The following is a 23,947-nucleotide window of genomic DNA, read 5'->3' on the forward strand; positions in this document are numbered from 1 at the left end:
GTTGGTAAATAGTGTATTATACTTTGAAAAAATGAGGGCTATTCTCTTACAATTTTGCTCGTTTTGATTAGTTGAGCTATTTCATCTTCTACAAGCATATTCTCATAATTTTTAATTGAACTTACAAAACCTCTTGTATAACTTTTTACATAACCTAATTGAAACTTTCCCTTTCTTGTGAAGAGTTTGCTTAAATTATTTTTTCTCATAAGATAAATTTTAGAATAAGAAATTTAAGAGTGAATTATTAGGATAAAGTAGATTGTGCAGTATAATAAGATGTATTTCTGAGATAGATAATCAGCTTACTATACGGCATTGCTGATTGCGATTGTTCAGGTAAACTCTATGTTTTTTTTGTGAATTATTATGGGTGGTATCATCATTAGTTGAACGGAACTTATTGGTTACTTATGGGAGCCTTTTTTTAATGAAAAGCATAAAAAAAGACCGCCTGTAGGAATAGGCGGTCTATAGTGTTGAGGTATTAAGATTGGAACTTAATACTTATAAAGCTATTTATTAATCTTCTTTTTCGTTGAAGTGATCATTAAAAGTTAAAACTGGTATTGATGCATGGTTAGCAACTTCTTCTGCTATACTACCAAATAGTAAGTGAGAAATACCTGTTCTGCCATGAGTACTCATAGCCATAATGTCTGCACTTATTTCATGCCCAAAAGCTCTAATTCCTTCTTCCTCTGTAAAGTAATTGAAAACTTCTGCTTTGTAATCTTCAAACCCATGACTTTTGGCGAACTCATTAATCAAATTTAGTGTATCAGGTGTTGTTTCAAAAGTGTTAGGTGTTATTATTTTTACAAACACCAATTCGGCCATAAAAATTTCTTGGAAGCTCTTTAAGGCAGTAATTGTTTTTTCAGGGACTTTCTTAAAGTTAGATGCAAACACAATCTTTCTTGGATCGAAACCCTCAGGATAATGCTTCACAGTAAGTACAGGTACTTTAGAGTATCTAATCACTTTTTCAGTATTAGAACCAACAAATACCTCATCTATGCCACTAGCACCTTTAGAGCCTATTACGATTAAATCAGTTTGGTCTTTTACAACAAATTTAGCCATGTGTTTTTGGAATGAGTCAAATACAACATGCTCTTTAATAGTGCTGTGTGGATATTGATCTTTAAGCGCCTGAATCCTACCTTTTGTAGTTTCCATGAGTTTTTCCATGTAGAGTTTGTAAAATGCTGGATTCTCTGCATGGTCTTCAGTATAACCCATAATACCAAGGTTATCTTCATGGCCCACGTATGGAATATCTACTATATGGAGGAGGGTAATCTCTGCATTAATTCTATCAGCAATTTCTACTGCAACTGCGAGTGCATTGTTTGCTTCAGTAGAAAAATCTGTTGGGACGAGTATTTTTTTTATAGTGCTCATTTGATTACTGGTTAAACTGGTTTCTTAGTAATTTTATGTCTTAAATATATTTACATACGCAAGTTAAAAATATGATTTTAATCATAAGATTACTTGAGCTTTTAATTAGAAAGCTGCTCATTTCTATTACAGAAATAAACTTCCTTTTTTTAAGAATGCTTAATGATTAGATTTGTTTTTAATAGTTTAAACAAATATTAAAGAAAGTAAAAAATTGAATAGCGAAAAGTCACTCTCATTTATAAAAGATAAAAGAACTAGCCTTTTTATCGTTTTAAGCGGTATTTTTTTAACTAATGCCATATTAGCCGAAGTCGTAGGTGTAAAGATATTTTCACTGGAATCGCTGTTAGGAATGAAACCTGCGCAAATTCATTTACTAGGTGAGTTTGTATTGGACTTTAATCTTACTGCAGGGGTAATGATTTGGCCTGTGGTTTTTATCACAACCGATATTATAAATGAGTATTTTGGGAAAGCAGGAGTGAGGAGAATATCATTTTTAACAGCGGCATTTATTGCCTATATGTTTATAGTGATATGGATTGTAACAGATTTGCCACCAGCTCAATTCTGGCTTGAAGTGTATAGTAAAGATGCTGATGGTAATACCTTTGATATTGATTATGCTTTTTCTAGTATATTTAGACAAGGTTTACGAATTATAATTGGATCACTAGTAGCCTTTTTAATTGGCCAGCTAGTAGACGCATTTACTTTCCAATGGCTTAGAAAATTTACTGGTAGTTCTAAAATTTGGCTAAGAGCAACTGGTTCTACACTAATTTCTCAGTTTATTGATAGCTTTGTAGTATTAGGTGTGGCTTTTTATGGTATTTGGCCATTAAAAGAAGTGATTGCAGTTGGCATAATGAATTATATATATAAATTTTGTGTAGCAGTGGTACTTACTCCGCTACTATATGTTGCCCATTATTTTATAGATATGTATCTAGGCAAAGAATTATCTGAACAAATGATTAATGAAGCATCTGCCAGTGAATTTTTTGAAAAACCGTTAAGTAGCAAATAGGTAAATAAGAGTTTGGGCTTACTCTATTTTTTGGATAGTAAGCCCATTTGAATCTTGTTGTGTGATTTTTTTATAGTCATTACCATTGTCATTTAAATATGCTTCAATTGGTGAGTTGAGCATTTTCCATGATAGGAAACCACCCGCAAGGTTTTTTACACTTTTAAAACCATAGGCTTTTAATATTAGAGCAGCAACATAACCTCTTAATCCCTTTTGGCAATATACAATTATATTTTTCTCTTTCGGTATAGAGTCTAATCTTGCTCTTAAGTCGTCTAGCGGATAATTTATTGCTCCTGGTATTATTCCTTGTTTATATAACTCATCAGGGTTTCTAACATCAATTAAAAACTGGTTGTCTGTGTTAAGTTCTTCTAAAGTTAATTTGAGATTTACAGGGTCTATATCTTCAATACTCTTTGCAATATCTCTTGTCCCTATAAACCCAGATGTAATTACAGCATCTTTTGCTGGAGAATAGGGTGGTGCGTAAGCCAAATCTAACTGCGAAAGATCATCCATTTTTAACTTTGCATAAATACATGTGCTTAACACATCAATTCTTTTATCAACCCCTTTTTCACCGAAAATTTGTGCACCAAGTATGGTTTTACTATCAGGAGAATAAAATATTTCTATAAATAAATCAGTCGGATTAGGATAAAAAGTTGGAGTAGCAGAAGTAACAAAAAAACTAGATTCAAAAGGAATGTTTTTAGACTTTAGCATTTTGGCCGTCATACCGGTTTTAGCCAAAGTATAGTCAAATATTTTTACAATGGTTGTATTATAAGCTCCTTTAAACACCTCATTACCTCCTCCAGCATTTGCTCCAGCTACTCTACCACCTTTGTTAGAGTGCGTACCCATAGGAAAGTAGTCGTATTCATTAGTAATCAGGTTTTTAATACTGGCACAGTCTCCTGCTGCATATACATGAGGCAAAGTTGTACGCATGTACTCATCTACTATTAATGCTCCATTTTTTAGGTGTTCAGCTCCTTCGGCAAGTAATAGTTCTGTATTAGGCCTAAGTCCAACTGATACCAACAGATAATCTGTGTTAATCTTGCTGCCATCATTTAATTGTATTTCTCTTTTTACAGGATCGATGCTGCTTATAATTGTACCTGTTCTAATATCTACACCTACTTCTTTAAGTACATTATAAGTCATCTTACTAAATTTTGTATCCCATATAGGGAGTACATCATCTTGCAATTCTATAAGACTCACTTTTTTGCCTGCTTTGCATAGGTTTTCGGTAATTTCTATACCTATTAGCCCTGAACCTAGTACAGTAATGTGTTCGGCATTTTCAAGCACCTTATCATCATAAATCTTTTTAAGATCTGTAATAGATTTACAATGGCTCCAATTATTACAATTTTCTATATTTTCAATAGGAGGTGTATAGGCTGATGCTCCTGTAGCAAAAATTAATTCTGTATATTGGTATTTTCTACCTGAAGAAGTAATAACCTCTCTTATTGTAGTATCAATATCAATTACAGTTTCATTTAAATATACTTCTATGTTAAATCTTCTTCTTAATAGTTCAGCATCTACTACACTTAATTGATCTAACTTATTCTCTTTTGCAGATAGAGCATAAGGAATACCACAAGTTGCTGTACTAATTCTGTCTGTTTTTTCAAAAAGTAAGATTTCACAATTAGCATCTGTTCTCCTTGCTTTTGCAGCAGCAGAAGGACCTGCAGAAAGACCGCCAACTATAATAATTCTTTTTTCCATAAATAGCACTATATTCTTAAGTTAGTAAAGTAACAGAAGCTATAAACCATTTTTAATGATATTTATCATAAAATAATATGACTTTAAAAGTTGTGGAAACTTTCCACACTTTGTTGTGAATGTATACGATTGCTTTTGTAATTTTACCCCTCTGTAGGGCTTGTAGCCCATATAAGAGTTTTGGCACTAATTTTTTAAATTTCTTTTGTAAACCAATTTTATCACAAATGAAATTTCCTTTTATAATTACTCTTATTTCAGCGATGTGTGTGTCTTTAATTTCTCACTCACAAAGCACTTTTGTAAGTAGCAATATGAGTAATTTAGTCTCCTATGAAGATGTTGATAGCGGAAGCGCTCATCAAGGTAACAGAAAGTTTCTGTTGTATAACACTCAAGAGATAAAAGCAAATGAGGAAAAAGTGGCTGCAGAATATGCCAGTTTTTCTGACACCCCAATTTTAGAAAATGATGATTATTTCCCTGATGCATTTATAGCATGGGGTACTTTGGCAGACCTTGCAGGTGATGGCCTTTTACAAAGAGGTGGAAAATGGTCTTACGAAAAAGCCGAGAGTTATAACAGAGAAGAAATGGAAATGTTTCTTCAGGTAAATTCTGATAGTACTTCTAGTATCAGAATTCCCGGAGTATTAAAAAGAATGCTTACGCTTCACGATGCTTCTTCTTATAAAATTAATAAAGGAGAGTACTCTGAACTAAGAATTCTGAACAAAGACAAATTTTGGGAAAACGGACATTTTTTAGTTGTAGTTGTTGAGTAGCATATATAGATCAAACAGGAGCTAAAGTGTTTTTTAGTTCCTGTTTATTCTTTTTACTGAGATTTTATATTTATATCTCGGAATTCCACCAATTGGTATTGTGTAAAAAGGTAACTGTACCCCGTATTGATTGGTGATGTAAAATACCAGATTATTATTGGTATTTGTACTGTTTTTAGACTTGATAAATCTGATGTCAAGCGAAGTGTTTTGTTCCTCCTTTGTAATCATATGGGTACTGTTTTGCCATTCCCCATTTCCAGACTCAGCCATAGCTTCCCCATTTTTACTCATAGAAACAATATGAATTAAACCATCACTATCAAAATCGTAATTATATTGTTTAATTGAGACTACATCTTTAGTTACATAAGGATAGATGTGTACCGTTTCACCAGGAGTTTCGGGTAGTCTAAATGTATATTGATAAGTAAATGCATTAGCACCCTCTACACTTCGGTTTACATTGGGGTCTGTGCTTACAAAATACCTGTATAGATTTCCATCATTGCCTTGTAGGCCGGTGCAGGTAATTTTAAAAATATAACCCTCCATTTCATTTACCATCTCGCCTTGAAGTGGATTAAAAGGACCAAAGCTAAACCATTGTCCATCGTTGGCGGGGTTATTTGCAAATGTTCTGCTACTCAATAGGGTACCGCTTTGTTGTGGAGCTCTGTACATATCTCTGTTTGTAAATGTACCACTACCACCATATATAGAGAAGTTAGACTGAGTATCAAACTCCCCAATTTGCTCATCAATCGATCCGCCAGTATCGGGATCAAAAACTCTTATAAAAAATGGCTTTTGGTATTCTGCGGGAATATTTACAAAAAATACTTGTTGGTTGTCATTATCACCGTAACTGCTTTCTGCCTGTTTTCCAAATGTTACCAGATAAGGCACATTTTCTTCATCTGCAGGAATAGACTGACTTTTAACCCATAGAGGCAAAAGCAAAAAACAAAACCAAAATGTTGCTAAAGCAATATTCTTAGGCATGCAAAAAAAGGCTAATAGTTTGTTTTAATTTAAAATTTAGGGAGCTCAAGCCCGATAGGAAGCTGTTTTAGTTATTGGTTTTATATGTATTGTTTTCATGTTTTTAGTAGTTAGTGTTATTAAATCATTTACTTATTAGTAAAACAGCTTGGCTTATTCATTGCTTAAAGTTGCATGAAAATTACAACTAAAAAGTAAAGGTTAAAATTAAGTATTAAGTTTGCAATCGTAATATGATCACAAATAAATCTTTGAGATTATATCGGTTTTTTTCTTTGAGATATCAATTTTTTAATAATTTCATCAACTCATTTTTTCAAATCTTTTCTTGTTTCGGAATGATTATAAAGTGTCGTGCTAAATTTCCTTTTTCATCTTTTTCACAAACAATTTCAGGAATAGTAATTTTATTTTTTGTTTTAAATCCATCATGTTTAAGTGCGCAAGCACCTAAAGGTGAACCACTTAATTATCTTTTTCCTATAAAACCCGGACGACAGAATTTTTTAGCTGGTAGTATGGGGGAGATTAGACCGGGGCATTTTCATGGTGGTTTAGATATTAAAACAGAAGGGGTAGAAGGCTTACCTGTATACGCTGCTGAAGATGGATATATTTATCGTATAAAAGTATCTACCAGAGGTTATGGCAGGGCTTTGTATATGCAGCATCGCGATGGTTCAAGAACATTATATGGTCACCTGAAAAGTTTCGACGATCGATTAGAAAGCTACAAACTCCAAAAACACTACGAAGAAGAAGAATTTGAGCTTGATATTTTTCCAGATGAAAATATGTTTCGCTATAAAAAGGGCGATGTAATTGCTTTTTCTGGCAATACGGGTAGTTCTGGTGGTCCGCATTTACATTTTGAGATAAGAAGAAATGATGATGCAGTGATGAACCCCTTAAAATATAATTTTAATGAAATAAGAGATAATATAGCTCCAATTCCTTCTAGAGTTGCTATAGTACCTAAAAATCCTGAAAGTAGAATTAATGGCACTTTTGGCAGGCTTGAGTTGCCTCTTTATCGCAGTGGAAATACCTATACAAACAGGGCTGTAATTAAAGCGCATGGCACTGTTGGCATCGAGTTTCAAGGAATAGACCGAGCCAATATGACTAGCAATACATATGGTATTAACAAAGTGGTTATGGAGGTAAACGGCAAAGAAATTTACCGCCATGAGATAGGTTTAGTACCATTCGAAATTACCAGAATGATTAACCTCTTTGTAGATTATAAAACTTGGCAAAAAACCTATAAGCGCTTTCAAAGGTGCTATAAGGTAGATGGAAACCTGTTGCCGTTTTACGATGAAAGTCCGTCAAGCGGTTTTTTTACAGTGCCAGAGTCTGGTTTATATAAGGTTGTAATTCATTTATACGATTCTTATGATAATCACTCAAAAATTGAATTAAACCTGCAAGGTGCACCACAAAACATAACCCCTGAAGTTCCATTGCCCAAAACAGATGACGATTTACTTAATGAAAATACCTATGTGTTTTCTGCTTATTCTCCCACTGCAACTGTATACATTAAAGATGAAACTGAGCCTGTAGAAATTGAGGCTGATTATAAAGTTGGTGGAGAAAGCTTTTTTACATGGGATATGAGGTTAGGCTTGCCAGATTCGGTAATTTGTAATGCTCAGGTTATAAAAAATAATTATGTGAATACAATTATGCCTTTTGCGAACACTACTTATTTTAATGACATTGCAGAAGTAAAAATACCACAAAATGCATTGAGCGATACCTTGTATCTTGAAATGAGTACAGATGCAAGTAACAAGGTTTATAGTTTTGGTGATGAAGATATTCCTTTGTTTGCACCAGTATCATTCACTATAAAACCAACTAATAGAGAAATTGATAATAGTTACCAGATGTATAGCTTAAGCAGGAGAGGCAATCACCCAAGTTATGTGGGTGGAGAATGGAAAGATGGTAAAATCACTTTTAAAACCAGAAGCTTTGGTAGGTTTGTTTTTTTACAAGATAATGTAATGCCTTCTTTAAGAGTAATTCGCAGAGATGCCTCTAGTTTTGTTTGCAGAATCGGTGATGGACTTTCTGGTATTAGCGATTTTCGAGCAACTATAAATGGTGACTGGTTGCTTATGCAATACGATTATCGCAAAGGTCTTATTTGGTCTGAAAGACTCAACAAAAGCAAGCCACTAAAAGGAACTTTGGAGTTAAGAGTGAAAGATAATGCTGGAAACGAAAGAGTTTATCGCTCTTTTTTATAATCTTTCTAGTTGATTGAGATGTTGTTGTACAACTGGTAGGATAGAACCGGTTACTACTTTAAGTCTTTCCATGTTTTCAGTAGTGGCCGCGTTTATATTTTTTTGCTTGCCATCTTCTTCTAATGATTCGAGCAAGTTGTTTAGTTCATCATGAAATAGATAATTGATACATGATTTACACTTATGGGAGGTGTTTTTTAATTCATCGTATTGCTTTTTATTCACAGCATCATTAATTAGCACAGGGTAGTCTCTAAGACCGTCTACAATCGAACTGAGTATATCTATCAGAAACTTTTTTCTACCTCCCGAGTTTTCCCAAATTTTGCCAAAGTTTACGGGCTTTACTGAGTTTTGTGTTATATTATTCAAAGTGTTTTAGGTTTATTGTTAAAAATACTTATTGCTAGAAGCAAGATTAGTATGGTTCACCAGAGTGAATATTGATAATGATTTGTACTATAACAAAATAATGAACTAGAAATTCACTCTCATATAAGATATATACAATTATGTATTCATTTAATTTTATTGTCTATAGTTAATTTACGAGTTTTCTTTTCGAGTGTTCCATGCTAGATACATATTAAAGACGGCTCCGCCCAAGAGTATCATCCACCAACTGCTGTTAGTTCTTTCAAATAAAAAATAGTATATGCCAAGTCCTGCTAGTAAAATAGCTGCTAAGAGGTAAATCATTCTATGATTCATAGTTAGGTTTTGTATTGTATCTTGTTTAAAAAATGTCATTAAAAAAATTTATGGAAAGGCTAATTGTTAAGCAGTTTTTAATTAAACGATTATTATGGGTATTAATGTTCGATTGATTTAAAATTACTTAATAAGTTATTCATAATTTAATAAAACAGGCAAGTCTGTTTTTATGGCATTTTATGAGTTTTTTGCAAAATACCTAAAAAATGGAGATGCAAACACAGGAAACGGATATTTTGGTAGTAGGTGCTGGTATTATAGGGCTAGCACATGCATACATTGCCGCAAAAGCTGGATATAAAGTAGTTGTTGTAGAAAAAGACATGCAGTCAACTGGTGCTTCTGTTAGAAATTTTGGTTTAATCTGGCCGATAGGTCAGGCTCCAGGAACAGCACTTACTATGGCACTGAAAAGCCGTGAAATTTGGCAAAGTTTGTCAGTTGAAGCTGGCTTTTGGCTAAATAGAAATGGCTCAATGCTATTGGCATGCAGTGAAGAAGAAATGAACGTGCTTGCAGAATTTTACGAAAATGCATACAGCTATGGCTACAACTGCAAAATTGACTCAGCTCAAAAGGTAAAAGAGAAATTGGGCAATTATGTGCCAAATCATATAAAAGGGGCATTGAGCAGTACCACCGAAATGAAAGTAAATCCACTAGAAGCAGTTGCTGCCATTGCCAAATTATTAACCGAAAAATACAATGTTCAAATAGTGTATGGTAAGGCTGTTTCGAGAATAGAAATGCCTTATGTGTTAGCTGGTAGGTACATGTGGAAAGCCAAAAAGGTATTTATGTGTAGTGGTGATGAATTCTCTATATTATATCCTGAAACTTTTGCTAAGCAAAATATGCTTAAGTGCAAGCTTCAGATGATGAAAGTGAAGGCTGATAACAATGTGTCAGAAAATCTTCCAACAATTTCCGGAGGGCTTACATTAATGCATTATGCCTCTTTCAGGCATTGTATGTCTTTAGAAGAACTATCCAACAGATTACACCAAGAATCATCTGAGGCGATAAAGCAGGGGATTCATGTATTATTAAGTGCCTCATTAGATGGTGAATTTATTGTAGGTGACTCACATATCTATGGAAACAGTGTTGATCCGTTTATCGACGAACAAATTAATACAGAAATATTAGTGCAACTAGAAAAAGTGTATCACTTGCAAAATCCACAAATAACAAAGCGATGGATTGGTGTGTATGCTAAGCACTCCGATGGTTTATTTTTTAGAGATGAAGTAGAAGATGGCGTACATATAATATCGGGCTTGGGAGGCAATGGAATGACGCTTTCGTTTGGTCTAGCAGAAGAAAATATCAGAGACTTACTAAAATAAGACTTTTTAATACCAAATATTAATCATTTGTTTTGTTAATGTTAATTGATTGTATTTAAATTGTATGCATATTCTAAGAAATTAAAGATTTTATAAAGCCTTCTCCATAATAAGCAACCTCCCAAATTAGCAAATTTGTAATACTCTTTCAGCCGACTAAAAAAAAGAAGGCCTGAAAATGCGGCAACATCTTCAGGCCAGAAAATTATCCAGGGTTAACTTAAGTAATGAGGAAAGTTTAACCCCTAAATAATTGTGTTTTAACAAATTCTCATTCATTAAAAACATTCAAATTTATGAAAAACTCACTACTAAGTGGTGGTAACTGTTTGTTAAAAATTGTTACCATATTTTTTCTATTGTTTCCCACAGTATCTGTCTTTGCACAAGATCGAACAATTTCCGGAACGATTACAGAAAGTAATGGCGAGGTGCTACCAGGGGTAAGTATTCTCGTAAAAGGCACTTCCAGAGGCTCTGTAAGTGACTTTAATGGTAATTATAAAGTAAATATTTCTTCAGATGAAGATATTCTTATTTTCTCTTATGTAGGATATGAAAGCCAAGAGATTTTGGTAGGAGCCCAGTCTAGCATCAACCTACAGCTAGAGGTTGATAACACAGAGCTAAAAGAGGTGGTAGTAACCGCACTTGGTATTGAAAGGGAAAAGAAAGCACTTGGCTATTCGGTACAGGAAGTACAAGGCGAAGATATTACAGAAGCCAGAGAAACCAACTTGGTAAATTCACTTTCTGGTAAAGTGGCCGGAGTACAAGTTTCTAATGGTAGCTCTGGCTTAGGGGCATCTTCCAGAATTATTATTCGTGGAGAATCTTCATTAGCTGGTAAAAACCAACCATTGTTTGTGGTAGATGGTATTCCTATTAATAACAACACAGACATGAGAACCAACTCTTCTGGCATTGCCGATAATATGAAACTGGATTACGGTAATGGTGCTGCCGAAATTAATCCAGATGATATAGCTTCGATGTCTGTACTAAAAGGGGCGACGGCAACCGCACTTTATGGCGCAAGAGGAGCTGGTGGTGTAGTTTTAATTACAACAAAAAGTGGAAAAGGAGGTGCTAAGTTTGGTGTAGATGTAAACTCTAATATCACTTTCGAAACTGTTTTAGCTTCACCAGAATACCAAAGAGTGTATGGACAAGGTAAAAATGAAGAGTTTAGCTTTACTGATGGTTTTGGTAATGGTACTTATGATGGCGTAGATGAAAGTTGGGGGCCTAGAATGGATGGCCAGCTAATAAAGCAGTTCGATTCTCCAACTACCAATGGAGTAAGAGGTGGTGATGTGCACGATCCATCCAACTATGTTTTTGGTCCTAAGGGTGTAAACTTGGTTAAAAGAGGAGATGTTACGCCAACACCTTTTGAAGATCATGGAGATTTAATCGATCAGTTTTTTGAGACTGGCAGAACTATTAATAACAGTGTGTCTATCCATGGTAATAATGATAATGGAAGTTTCAGGCTTTCTTATACCAATATGGATGCTAAAGGTATTACACCAAATACCGATTTAAGAAGAAACAATTTCTTTTTAAGTACAGATTACAAACTGTTCGACAAACTGACAATTAAGGCTAAAGCAAATTACATTAAAACTGATAGTGATCACCGCCATGCGAATAGTTACGGTACCGAAAGTGTAATGTATTTATTTACTTGGTTTGGCCAACAAGTAAATATGGCTTCTTTGCAAGATTACTGGCAAAAAGGTTTAGAAGGTAGACAGCAATACAACTACAATTATAACTACCACGATAACCCTTACTTTAACATGTATGAAAACACCAATGGGCTCGACAAAAACAGGTTTATTGGTAATGTACAAGCACTTTACGAGATCACTCCAGACCTAAGTCTAATGGTAAGAGCTGGTACAGATTACTCTAATGAATTAAGAGAAATTAAAAGAGCATTTAGTACACAAAGATTCCCTTATGGGCAGTATAGAGAAGATAAAATCAATTATAGAGAGGTAAATACAGATTTCCTTTTAAGCTATAAAAAAAGCGTAGCAAACGATAATTGGTACTTCTCAGCATCTTTTGGGGGAAACAGAATGCAACAAGTCAATCATTTCCATGCGATCTCTAATAATCAGTTAGTAATTCCAGAGGTATATACATTTAATAATACAGATATTGCGCTTAAGTCAGCCATTAGCCGCCCAAGAAAGCAGATTAATAGCTTGTTTGGCTTTGGTCAGGTTGCTTATAAGAACATGATCTTTTTAGATATTACAGCCAGAAATGACTGGTCGAGCGCGCTACTTACCGGTATAGATTATTCTTACTTTTACCCATCCGTTTCTTTAAGTGCAGTTTTGTCTGATGCTTTTGCTTTGCCGGCTGAGATTTCTTTATTAAAAGTAAGAGCTGGTTGGGCAAACGTGGGTAACGATACCGATCCTTATTTTGTAACAGACAAAAGTCAATTCACTTTTGGTGACCAATGGGGAGACAATTTGGTAGTAACAGAAAGTACAAGCTTAACTTCATCAGAGATATTACCAGAAGACCAAAACTCTTATGAAGTAGGTGCTGATGTGAGATTTTTTGGAGATCGTTTAGGCTTAGATTTTACGTATTATCACAGTACTTCTCAAAACCAGATTATTCAGGTAGAAACTCCAATTACTTCTGGTTACACACAACGTACAATTAATGCGGCTAAGATTGTAAACAAGGGTGTTGAATTGATGTTGTCAGCAGTTCCGGTAAGACTTTCTACTGGTTTTGAGTGGAGAACATTTATCAATTTTGCTAAAAACGACAATGAAATCCAAGACTTAGATGCACCTTACGATTTGGCTTCTAACCGTGTAACATTAAGAGCTACATCTGGTGGAAGTATGGGAGATATGTATGGTACAGGTTTTCTTGAGACCGAAGATGGTAGTTTAATTTTGAGAGAAGGTTTGCCTGTTGCTTCAAACGATCTTCGCTATTTGGGTAATTACAATCCAGATTTTACCATGGGTATTACCAATGAGTTTACCTACAAAAACTTATCATTAAATATTTTGTTTGACTGGCGCCAAGGTGGTGAGCTTATGTCTCTCACCAGATTAATTGCAGCTACTTCTGGTAATGTAGTAGAAACTCTTTGGGGAAGAGATGTAGAATTTGGTGGAGCTCATCCGGGAATTAAAGACAGTGGTTTGCCAAGAGGCGATTTAAATGATGGTGTAATTGCCGATGGTGTAAAAGAAGTATTGGATGGAGAAGGAAATGTAATCGGTTACGAAGAAAATGATGTGGTAGTGGCAGCATCAGCATATCACAATAAAAGATACAAGCGCGAAAATGAGTCTGAAGGTATGTACGATGCTACTTATGTTAAGCTTCGAGAGTTAAGACTTGGTTATAATCTACCAAACCAATGGTTTAAAAATACTCCTATCAGAAGTATGAAAGTATCTGTAGTAGGTAGAAACCTATTATTGTGGAGCGATTTTAATCATGGTGATCCTGAATTGCTTTCTTACACGGGTGGTGGTGCAGTTGTTCCCGGTGTAGAAGATATGTCTATCCCTAGCACAAGAAGTTATGGTTTAAACCTCAGCTTCAAATTCTAATTTTCCTTTCTCTCAACTTAAGAATCATTCAAAAAATGAAAAATATAAAGCTAATACTATTGGCATTTGTTGCTTTACTTTCAATAACTGCCTGCGACGAATTCGGAGACGATTTCGATAATGTAAACCCAGATGTTGCAGATAATGTAGACAATAATCCCGAATTGATTTTAACTGGTTTAATTAGAGAACCGATTAACAGTATGGTGGGGAATGCTTGGAGCGAAGGTAATTTAATGGCGCAATACGGTGCCAGAATCGTGTTCACTTCTTTCGATCAGTTTGAATGGGGGAGCCAAGAAGGCACTTGGGATAGATTATACCTCACTATTAGAGATGCCAGAACACTGAATGAAATTGCTACCAATATTGATAATGCGAGCTATCAGGCAGTTTCGATGATAATGGAAGCATGGGCAACTCAAATTTTAACAGATTTATGGGGAGATGTGCCATACTCAGAAGCTTCATTTGGTAAACTAGATGGAAATTTTACACCAACTTACGATGAACAAGAACTGATTTATACTGCCATATTGGACTCTTTAAGCAAAGCAAATGATTTATTAAATAGCACTGAAGTTCCTGTAAATGGAGATATTATGTTTGATGGTGATCTTGCTAAGTGGCAAAAGTTTGGAAACTCACTTCGTTTAAGAGTCGCTTTGAGGTTATCAAATGTAAAGCCTGAGGTTTCAGAAGCTGTAATAGCTCAAGTGTTTAATAATCAAGATGTTAACCCAATTATTTCTACTAATGAAGATAATGCAGCATTGACTTATCTAACTTCATTACCCAATGTAAAGCCAGTAACTGAAGCGGGTGGTTATCGTTCTGGCTCATTTAACGAGTACAGAATGTCTGAAACCTTAGAGAGTGTTTTAGTAACTTATGATGATCCGCGCTTGCAAACTTGGTTTAATCCTACAGCGAATTCTGTAGAGCAAGGTGCACCAGATTGGTCTGGAATGAAAAACGGAATTGTAGACGGTGACGCATACACTTATAAAGGTGGAGATGCTTATCTTTCAAAATTTGCAGACATGTTTTATTTTGAACCAAATGCTGTACAAGGCTTACTAATGAAGTATGATGAAGTACAGTTTATTTTGGCAGAAGCAGCTTTAAATGGATGGATTGCTGGTGATGCACAAGCTTTTTATGAAGAAGCAATAACATCATCTTTTGAATATTGGGATACGGAAATACCTACAGATTATTTAACCCAAGATGGAGTTGCTTATGATGGCGAGCTCGAAACCATTATTACTCAAAAGTGGATTTCTTTACTTTATACAGATTATCAGGGCTTTTTAGAGTTTAAAAGAACTTCGTTTCCAAGTGTGATTGTTCCGGGGCCAGATGCATTTTATAGCTCTTACCCTAGTCGGTTCGAATATCCTACACCTGAGCGTAGCTTAAATGCTTCAAACTATCAAGAAGCAGTACAACGCCAAGGTATAGATGAGTCTAGGTTTGTGATGGCAAAAGTTTGGTGGGAATAAAAAATTAATTTTCTGTAAACAACAGGGATTGGCAATTAGTCTTTCCCTGTTTTTTTATTACCTTAAACCTTCAAATTGAACAACTGTTTTAATTGCGTAATTACTATTTAAAAATCTTAATAAAAGAGATAAATGTATCCGGAAAACCCATATTACCTTTTAACGCCAGGACCACTATCAACAAGTAAATCTGTAAAAGCTGCCATGTTGAGAGACTGGTGCACTTGGGATGATGATTATAAAGAAATTGTGCAGCAAGTAAGAAAAGACTTATTGGAAATTGCCGGAGTAGGAGATGAGTACACATCTGTATTAATGCAAGGAAGTGGTACCTTCTCAGTAGAATCTGTAATTGGAAGTGTAACTTCTACCAACTCTAAGCTGCTTGTATTAGAGAATGGATCTTATGGAAGAAGAATAGCTCAAATAGCTGAGCGATTAAATGTAAATTGTATCACTTATTCAGCTTCTGAAAATGAACAGCATAACCCTGTAAAACTCGCTAAAATATTAGAAGAAGATCAAGCAATTACTCATGTAGCATTGGTGCATTGCGAAACTACAACTGGTATGCTTAACGCTGCCGAGCGTATTTCTGAAATCGCCAAAGAGCATGGTAAAATATTTATATTAGATGCAATGAGCAGCTTTGGAGGTATTCCTATTGATATGATTGAGGCAGGTATCGATTTTTTAATTAGCTCGGCTAATAAATGTATTCAAGGAGTACCCGGATTCGGATTTGTAATTGCGAAAAAAGCAGAGTTAGAAAAATGTAAAGGCAGAGCAAGATCACTGGCACTAGATTTATACGACCAATGGGAAGCTATGGAAAACGATCCTGGAAAATGGAGATATACATCACCAACTCATACAGTGAGAGCATTTGTACAGGCTTTGGCAGAATTACACGAAGAGGGTGGAGTGCTTAAACGATATGAACGTTATCAGGAGAATCATGCAATTTTAGTAGAAGGCATGAGAGAAGCTGGATTCGAAACATTTTTGCCAGATTATTTGCAGTCGCCCATCATTACCGCATTTAAGAATCCAGAAGAAATCGCCTATAATTTTAATCAGTTTTATGATCTCTTAAAAACTAGAGGTTTTGTAATATATCCCGGAAAAGTTTCAGATGCTGATACTTTCCGCATTGGTAATATCGGACATGTATTTCCAGAAGACTTTCGTGAACTGATTAAAGCAGTAAAGTCTTGTATATACTGGAAAGAAACAACTTTTTAATATCAACTCTACAAAACGGCAATGAATTAAATCTTACAATCAGCTTTTAATTATTAATTAACCAGATTTATTATGGATATTCAGTTAGTAGTTTTTGATATGGCAGGAACTACAGTGAAAGACAGAAATAATGTTTGCATAGCTATAATGGAAGCTTTGGCAGATGAAGGCATTTTTGTTGAAATACCTGTTATCAATAAAGTATTAGGCTACCCTAAGCCATTAGCTATAAGAATGTTGATGGGAATGAAGTTGCCGAATGAAAAAGATATTACAGATAAATATGTTGATGAAATTCATCAAAATTTCGTCAAGAAAATGATACATCACTACGAAAGTAGCCCCTTTGTAGCCGAAAAATCGGGAGTAAGAGAAACCTTAGCCGCTTTAAAAAGTTGTGGAATCAAAATAGGAATAGATACCGGGTTTAACAGAGAAATCGCAGATACCATTTTTGCCCGATTAAATTGGGTTAAAGATGGTATTTTTGATTACTCCATTACCAGCGACGAGGTAAAAAACGGTCGTCCACATCCAGATATGATATTGAATCTGATGGAGCAAGCAGGGGTAACTGATCCAAAGCAAGTTATAAAAGTAGGAGATGCGGTTTCAGATATACAAGAGGGCAGAGCTGCAGGTTGTGGTATGGTAGTAGCCGTTACTACTGGCTCTTGGAAAAAAGAAGATTTGGAAAAAGAAGAACCAGATTATTTGATTTATAGCCTTCCAGAATTATTAGATATCATTGGTATACATCAGCCACAATGAAATTTTTTAGTTTAGTAGGCTTATTTATACCACTCTGCTTACAATTATCGGCACAGGTAAAGCCAGTAGCAGAGTGGTATTTCTGGCCAGATTATACCCTGCCCGGAAATGCCAAAAACTATCCCGGTCCTAAGTTGGACAATCCGGCAAGTTACTTTCAGAAACTAGAATACAAAAACACTCCTTTACTTTTCTTTTCTGAAGAACCAACTGAGCGACTGATTAATTTTTTAGCTAAAGAAAAGATTCCGCAAGAAGATTTTACCATTGAATTGTGGTTGTTGGTTCATGTAAATCAGCCGGTCGGTGCTTTAATTACATTAAAAGACAGAAGCCTACAAACCGAACCTGATTGGTTGCTAGGTTACTATGGAGATGAGCTTGTTTATTCTCTTAAAACAGTTAAGCATCCTTATGGTGAGATTATAAATAAAAAGGTAGACGATTACTGGTCTGGTAATTTTTTGCACATAGTTGCTGTGTATGAAGCTGGTAAAATGAAATTGTATTACAATGGTAATTTGCTTGATGAAATAACAGTTGGAGCAAGAGCCAAACCAGCAGGAGAAACCGCAGTAAATAATCAGATAGAACTGGCTGCATACTTAAAGAATGAACCCTATATGGATTTAGGTAATCTGGTAAAATCGCTCAGAATTTATGATCAAGCAATTTCAAAAGAAGAGATTACAAGTAATTTTACCCATTACAAAAAAATGGTGGAGCGAGGAATTCTCTATCCAGACTTATTCCATTTTGCAACTGGTCCTTATTTAAATTATGCCACAAAATCTAGTATCAATTTACTTTGGGAGGCAGATCGAGAAACAACTGCTACTATAGAATATGGTACTTCATTGCCTTTAAAAAACAAACTCGAAGTTAATTCAGAGAGATTGATAAAGGAAGACAATGCTGAACCAGATAATTTTATTGGCGAGGCAGCACTCACTGGTTTAGCGTCTGGCACAAAATACTTTTATCAAATTACACTAAAAGACAAGGCAGGTAACGAAATTCAATCTGGTGTTTTAACTTTTAAAACAGCGGTTGAAGATGACGAAGCTTTTGCTTTTGCAGTAATAGGCGATACAGAAGCGAGACCACACATCAACGATCGGGTAGCAAAATTGATTTGGGGTGAGCGACCAGATTTTTGTTTAAATCTTGGCGATTTAACAGATGGAGGTATAAAAAGACAAAAATTTCAATGGAATTATGAGTATTTTAGTGGAATGACTCAACTCCATAGCCGGATTCCGGTTTTTCCTGTAGCTGGAAATGGTGAGTCAGACTTGTACTGGTATAATCGTTACCATGCATTGCCAGAACCAGAAGGTTATTATAAATTTACTTATGGCAATGCAGATTTTTTTATGTTAGACAGCAACCAAGAAGAAGAGTTTGCTCCTGGTAAAAAACAGTATGTTTGGCTAGAAGAACAATTAAAAAGCTCTCAAGCAAATTGGAAGTTTGTTTGCCATCATCATGCTCCTTACTCTGCTGATGAAGACGATTATGGCGATTCATGGAAGGAGCAAACAGATATGGGAGATTTAGAGGTAAGAAAAATTGTACCTCTCTATGAGAAATACGGTGTAGATATGGTGTTTTTTGGCCATTTACACACTTACCAAAGAACACTACCTATTGCATCAAATCAAGTAAATGAAGAAAATGGAGTAATCTACGTGCAAGCAGGAGGAGGAGGTGGAAACCTAGAAGACTTTGCCCCTGCAAGAGCATGGTTTAGCGCTAAAACCTATCGAGGACATCATTACTTTACAATCAATATTTTCAACAATTCCCTCAGTTTTAAAATGTATGATACTGAGGGTAGACTAAAAGATTTTTTAGAACTTAAAAAATAGATATGGCCTGGACCAATTATCACGGACACTGCTATTACTGCGATGGCAAACTAGAACCCGAAGCTTATGTAGAAAAAGCTTTGGAATTAGATATGCCAGCTATTGGCTTTTCTTCTCATTGCCCTTTTGAAGGCGGGCATGGTTGGAATATGAAGATGGAAGAACTGCCAGATTACCTCAAAGAAGTAGAAGGTTTAAAACAACAATACGGAGACCAAATTCAAATTTACACAGGTCTAGAAATGGACTATATTCCGGGCGTAATTAGTAATCAGTCTGAGCATATAAAACAAGCAAATCTAGATTATACCATTGGTTCTATACATTATACTGGTGTTTTTGATGACGGCAGGTTTTGTGAAATTGATGGAGCTCATCAGAAATTCTTGGAAGGTTTACATCATATTTTTGATGGTGATGTAAAAGCAATGGTAAGTAAGTATTTTGAGCTAACCAGAGAAATGCTAAAAGATGGAATAGATGTTTTAGGGCATTTAGATAAGATTAAAATTCAGGCAGAGCAAGGAGTATTGTTTTCAGAATTTGAAGATTGGTATAGAATAGAGGTTTCTAAAACGCTAGAATCGATTGCAGAAGAAAAAGTTATTCTCGAAGTAAATACCAGAGGAATTTACAAGAAAAAATCTGTGGAGACTTATCCCTCTAAATGGATATTAACTTTAGCAAAAGAGCTAGATATAGATATAATGTTAAATGCAGATGCACATCATCCGGAAGAATTAAATGCCGTTTTTACAGAAACCGCCTCTAAACTCAAAAAAATAGGCTTTAAGGAGCTAAAAGTTTTAAAAAATGGTGAATGGGTTTCATTGTCTTTTAGCGAACGTGGAGTAAATTGGGAATAATTATCTTTTTCTTTCAATACGCTAATTTATATAGATGAATCTTAACAAATCTGTAACTCAGTGGCTGAGTAAAACTAAACTACCACTCTTCACTCTTTTCGCAGTATTGGCTGCTTTTTGTACCTATTCATGCATGTACGCATTCCGTAAACCTTTTGCTGTGGCTACTTTTGAAGGCATAGCGTTTTGGGGAATCGATTATAAAATACTGCTCATTGTTGCTCAAGTTTTGGGCTATACTTTATCTAAGTTTTTAGGAATTAAGATAGTATCTGAGGCTGGAACAAAAATTAGAGGCATAAGCATTTTAGTACTCATCGGTTTGGCTGAGATTGCTTTACTAGGCTTTGCTTTAACTCCTGCACCTTATAATATTATCTTCTTGTTTTTTAATGGATTGCCGTTGGGTATGGTTTGGGGCTTGGTGTTTAGTTACTTAGAAGGCAGAAGAGTTACAGAAATTTTAGGTGCTGGGTTGTCTATAAGCTTTATATTTTCATCGGGCTTTGTAAAAACAATAGGAGCTATTGTAATGCAAGATTGGGGATTTACAGAGTTTTGGATGCCATTTATAACTGGTGGATTATTCGCATTTCCTTTGCTCTTTTTTGTTTGGATGCTCGAACGACTACCAGCACCTTCAGCATTAGATGAGGAACTACGAACCAAGCGAGAACCAATGAATGGTAAGCAGAGAAAGCAATTATTCTTAGGATTTGCACCAGGTTTAATTTTACTTATAATCGTTTATGCTCTGCTCACTGCATTTAGAGATTTTAGAGATAATTTTGCTGCTGAGATTTGGCAAGCAGTAGGCTATGGAGATTCCCCAGAAATTTTCACTGCTACAGAAATTCCAATTTCACTGGCAATTTTAATTATGATGAGCTTGGTCTTTTTAGTGAAAGATAATGCCAAAGCCCTCATGGTAAACCATCTCATTATTTTTGCAGGAATTGTTTTGGTGGGTCTTAGTACAATGGCATATCAAAATAGCATGATTGGCCCAGAGCTTTGGATGATTCTTGTTGGGCTTGGCCTATACATGGGTTATGTACCTTTTAACAGTATATTTTTCGATAGGTTTATCGCTGCATTTCAATATATATCAAATGTTGGCTTCCTTATCTATTTGGCAGATGCTTTTGGCTATATGGGCAGTGTCGGAATTATGTTATACAAAAACTTTGGCAATGCCAATATGAGCTGGCTTAACTTTTTTATATCTTCTAGTTATATAATGGCTGTTGTAGGAGCAGTTTTTACCTTGCTTTCTATGTATTACTTCGCCCAAAAGCATAAAGCATGGAAACAAGATAAAATGGTAGTCTCAGGTGAAAGGCTGGCGTAAAGTATTGTTTCAAGTATAAGTGAATCCTGTTTATCTAAACTGATAAAAATTATATCTATCAAACTGAATATATTTACATTTATTAGTTAGCATCATACTCATAAAAGATGATGATTTGTTTAATTTGCCCTTACTGATTTCAAAAAAATCAGGATTTAATGGAAAATTATCAACAAAAACAGATGGCATCTATTGCCGTCAATCAACTAACTATGAGGCTTACTACATTTCTAATTTTATTTTTACTGGCATTTTCTTTTTGTAAAGCTCAACATCTTGTACATGTTGAACAAGATAGTGTTTATAATTGGAATGGCTTGTCAATTCCACTAAGTAAAAATGATTTTATTTATAGTACAGAAGAAGAGCATGCTTTTCATGTAGCTTTAGGTAAGTTAAAAGCTGTGCTTCGAGTTTACATGAGAGACCCTATGAATGATAATTTAGAGGAGCATTTCGAGTCTCAAGCTTTATCTAGTCGCGATATGCTAGACTTCATTACAAAAAGATATGATGTTTCTGTGAATGGAAATTTTGTTCATAATGATAGAAAAGTTCTTTGGCAACAATATGAGTACATAGAAAAAAAGACTTATTATAAATATAGAGGCTCGCATTTTATGTTTATGAATAATAATGCTTTATACGATGTGATTATCGTTACTTATGGTACTTCTTTTAAAAAGAAAGAGTCAAGCTATTATACTTATTTTCAATCAATAGGTGTGGATGATAACTTTCAAGCTGACTGGAAAACAAGTATACCTTATTGGAGTACAGATGAATTTCCGGTAGGAAAATGGACTTTAAAAAATGGGAATGCGAGTATTTCTAATATGGCCTATCTAAAATTTACTTCAAGTCGAGATATAGAGTTTTATGACAACTTAGATAAATTGGTTTACAAGGAGAGGCTAAACATAACTGAAGATAATGAAATAATGTACTTTATGAAAGATGGAAATCTGGAGCAGATAAAAATACTAGAGCGCAACTCAGATTCTCTAAAACTAGAGTTTACCGCCAACGATGGTACAACCAGAGTTAATCTTTATGAAAATTATTGAGTTATAATTATATATTAAAAAAGGCATCATCTTTAAAGATGATGCCTTTTTTTCTGATGTTAAACAAACAAATCAGGTCTTTTGCTTTTTCTTTTTTGCAGCAGGGAAAAGAATATTATTAAGAATTAATCTGTAACCCGGAGAATTAGGGTGCAGGTTTAAATCTGTAGGTTCTTCTCCAACAAAGTGTCTGTAATCTTCTGGGTCGTGACCTCCAAAAAATGTCCAAGTTCCTTTACCAAAAGTGCCATGTATGTAACGAGCTTCATTTGCTTCTTTGGTTTCACCCATAATTACTACATCAGACTTAATTAATTGCTTTTTAAAAGCTGTGGTTTGGCCCATAAAACCTTTTACCAATAACTCATGATTCTGAGATAGCATAGTTGGAATAGGGTCCCATTTTGCAGAAAACTGAAACAGTTTAAAAAAGTCGTTTCCTTCATTTAAACCTCTCTCATGAGATTGATTATCAATATTAGAATACTCGTATTCGTAAGGATTGATTTTTAATTTAAAGTCTTTGAATGCGAAAGTATTATCGAAATTTAGTTTTGATTGTGCATTTCTGTCAGGTGGATCACCATCGTACATAAAATCACAAATATCTACACCATCGGCAGCAAGTGCTATATCGTAAGTATCTGTAGCTGAACACATGGCAAATAAGAATCCGCCACCAGCACAAAAATCTCTTATCTTTTTAACTACAGCTAGTTTTAACTCAGATACTTTTGTAAAGCCGTGGTTTTGAGCAGATCTTTCAAACTCTCTTTGTTGCTCTATGTACCATTGTTGTCTACCATAAGTTGCATAAAACTTTCCATATTGCCCAGTAAAATCTTCGTGGTGAAGGTGTAACCAGTCGTATTCTGGTAGTTTTTCAAGCATTACCTCATCATCAAATACAACATCGTAAGGAATCTCAGCATAGGATAAAACCAGTGTAACGGCGTCGTCCCAAGGTTGCTTAGATTTTGGAGAGTATACAGCAATTTTAGGAGCTACTTCCAATTTCATTACATCCATGTTTGCTTCAGGGCTCGCAATTGACTGTTTAATTTGTAAAGCTTCAGAATCTGAAATTACCTGATAGCTAACACCTCTTATGATTAATTCGTTTTCAAAAGACTGTAAGTATTTGAACATAAAACTACCCCCTCTGTAGTTGAGAAGCCATTCAGCTTCTACTTCTTGTTGCAAAACCCAGAATGTTACACCGTAAGCTTTTAAGTGATTTGCTTGGCTTTCATCCATTGGTACTAACAGGTAGGCTGCTTTTGTGAAAGTAGTTATTAGTAGGAAAGTTATAAGCAGGAGGAATTTTCTCATATCTCAATTATGCAGATTA

The 23,947-nt window shown here is 34.9% G+C and carries 18 protein-coding genes; 12 read left to right on the forward strand and 6 right to left on the reverse strand.

Annotated features, from left to right (window positions below; all coding sequences use genetic code 11):
* Nucleotides 1-38: 38 nt before the first annotated feature.
* On the reverse strand, nt 39-209 hold the full coding sequence (locus tag OQ292_RS16965; protein WP_284683332.1) for a hypothetical protein: 171 nt from the start codon (nt 207-209) through the stop codon (nt 39-41).
* Between the two features lie 313 nt (nt 210-522).
* Entirely contained in the window at nt 523-1,407 is an 885-nt protein-coding gene (locus OQ292_RS16970; RefSeq protein ID WP_284683333.1) for a universal stress protein, read from the reverse strand.
* 214 nt (nt 1,408-1,621) lie between these two features.
* Between OQ292_RS16970 and OQ292_RS16975 the strand changes: the two genes are divergently transcribed.
* Nucleotides 1,622-2,440, forward strand: coding sequence for a queuosine precursor transporter (locus OQ292_RS16975; RefSeq protein ID WP_284683334.1), 819 nt, complete (start codon nt 1,622-1,624; stop codon nt 2,438-2,440).
* Nucleotides 2,441-2,458: 18 nt separating this feature from the next.
* Here the strand turns inward: OQ292_RS16975 and OQ292_RS16980 are convergent, their stop codons facing one another.
* On the reverse strand, nt 2,459-4,198 hold the full coding sequence (locus OQ292_RS16980) for an FAD-dependent oxidoreductase (protein ID WP_284683335.1): 1,740 nt from the start codon (nt 4,196-4,198) through the stop codon (nt 2,459-2,461).
* Nucleotides 4,199-4,425: 227 nt separating this feature from the next.
* Between OQ292_RS16980 and OQ292_RS16985 the strand changes: the two genes are divergently transcribed.
* Entirely contained in the window at nt 4,426-4,983 is a 558-nt protein-coding gene (locus tag OQ292_RS16985; RefSeq protein ID WP_284683336.1) for a hypothetical protein, read from the forward strand.
* 33 nt (nt 4,984-5,016) lie between these two features.
* Here OQ292_RS16985 and OQ292_RS16990 read toward each other — a convergent pair whose 3' ends face one another.
* The gene (locus tag OQ292_RS16990) at nt 5,017-5,988 is read right to left on the reverse strand and encodes a hypothetical protein (protein WP_284683337.1); all 972 of its coding nucleotides are present in this window, start codon (nt 5,986-5,988) and stop codon (nt 5,017-5,019) included.
* A gap of 518 nt (nt 5,989-6,506) precedes the next feature.
* Here OQ292_RS16990 and OQ292_RS16995 point away from each other — a divergent pair.
* The gene (locus OQ292_RS16995; RefSeq protein ID WP_284683338.1) at nt 6,507-8,249 is read left to right on the forward strand and encodes a M23 family metallopeptidase; all 1,743 of its coding nucleotides are present in this window, start codon (nt 6,507-6,509) and stop codon (nt 8,247-8,249) included.
* Here OQ292_RS16995 and OQ292_RS17000 read toward each other — a convergent pair.
* Nucleotides 8,244-8,621 (reverse strand): hypothetical protein, encoded by a 378-nt coding sequence (locus OQ292_RS17000; protein ID WP_284683339.1) that lies wholly within the window; start codon nt 8,619-8,621, stop codon nt 8,244-8,246. The two genes, OQ292_RS16995 and OQ292_RS17000, sit on opposite strands and share 6 nt — an antisense overlap.
* A gap of 548 nt (nt 8,622-9,169) precedes the next feature.
* Here OQ292_RS17000 and OQ292_RS17005 point away from each other — a divergent pair.
* The 9 genes from OQ292_RS17005 (at nt 9,170) to OQ292_RS17045 (ending at nt 22,596) form a co-directional block, all read left to right on the forward strand.
* Nucleotides 9,170-10,312: a TIGR03364 family FAD-dependent oxidoreductase gene (locus OQ292_RS17005; RefSeq protein ID WP_284683340.1), complete on the forward strand. Its 1,143-nt coding sequence runs from the start codon at nt 9,170-9,172 to the stop codon at nt 10,310-10,312.
* Nucleotides 10,313-10,608: 296 nt separating this feature from the next.
* Nucleotides 10,609-13,920 carry a SusC/RagA family TonB-linked outer membrane protein gene (locus OQ292_RS17010; protein WP_284683341.1) on the forward strand — a complete coding sequence of 1,104 codons (3,312 nt, stop codon included), beginning with the start codon at nt 10,609-10,611 and terminating at the stop codon, nt 13,918-13,920.
* Between the two features lie 35 nt (nt 13,921-13,955).
* Nucleotides 13,956-15,425, forward strand: a complete 1,470-nt coding sequence (locus OQ292_RS17015; protein ID WP_284683342.1) for a SusD/RagB family nutrient-binding outer membrane lipoprotein — start codon at nt 13,956-13,958, stop codon at nt 15,423-15,425.
* Between the two features lie 132 nt (nt 15,426-15,557).
* The gene (gene phnW, locus OQ292_RS17020; protein ID WP_284683343.1) at nt 15,558-16,670 is read left to right on the forward strand and encodes a 2-aminoethylphosphonate--pyruvate transaminase; all 1,113 of its coding nucleotides are present in this window, start codon (nt 15,558-15,560) and stop codon (nt 16,668-16,670) included.
* A 72-nt stretch (nt 16,671-16,742) separates the two neighbouring features.
* Nucleotides 16,743-17,441 (forward strand): HAD-IA family hydrolase, encoded by a 699-nt coding sequence (locus OQ292_RS17025; protein ID WP_284683344.1) that lies wholly within the window; start codon nt 16,743-16,745, stop codon nt 17,439-17,441.
* Nucleotides 17,438-19,312 carry a metallophosphoesterase gene (locus tag OQ292_RS17030; protein WP_284683345.1) on the forward strand — a complete coding sequence of 625 codons (1,875 nt, stop codon included), beginning with the start codon at nt 17,438-17,440 and terminating at the stop codon, nt 19,310-19,312. The genes OQ292_RS17025 and OQ292_RS17030 overlap by 4 nt, the downstream gene beginning before the upstream one ends.
* Before the next feature lie 2 nt (nt 19,313-19,314).
* A complete protein-coding gene (locus OQ292_RS17035) occupies nt 19,315-20,178 on the forward strand; it encodes a histidinol-phosphatase (RefSeq protein ID WP_284683346.1) in 864 nt (287 codons plus the stop codon).
* A gap of 34 nt (nt 20,179-20,212) precedes the next feature.
* The gene (locus OQ292_RS17040) at nt 20,213-21,529 is read left to right on the forward strand and encodes a DUF5690 family protein (RefSeq protein ID WP_284683347.1); all 1,317 of its coding nucleotides are present in this window, start codon (nt 20,213-20,215) and stop codon (nt 21,527-21,529) included.
* 158 nt (nt 21,530-21,687) lie between these two features.
* Entirely contained in the window at nt 21,688-22,596 is a 909-nt protein-coding gene (locus OQ292_RS17045; RefSeq protein WP_284683348.1) for a hypothetical protein, read from the forward strand.
* Between the two features lie 72 nt (nt 22,597-22,668).
* Here the strand turns inward: OQ292_RS17045 and OQ292_RS17050 are convergent, their stop codons facing one another.
* Nucleotides 22,669-23,928: an asparagine synthetase B gene (locus tag OQ292_RS17050; RefSeq protein WP_284683349.1), complete on the reverse strand. Its 1,260-nt coding sequence runs from the start codon at nt 23,926-23,928 to the stop codon at nt 22,669-22,671.
* Between the last annotated feature and the right edge of the window lie 19 nt (nt 23,929-23,947).

The sequence above is a fragment of the Chondrinema litorale genome, from assembly GCF_026250525.1.
Taxonomy (GTDB): Bacteria; Bacteroidota; Bacteroidia; order Cytophagales; family Flammeovirgaceae; genus Chondrinema; species Chondrinema litorale.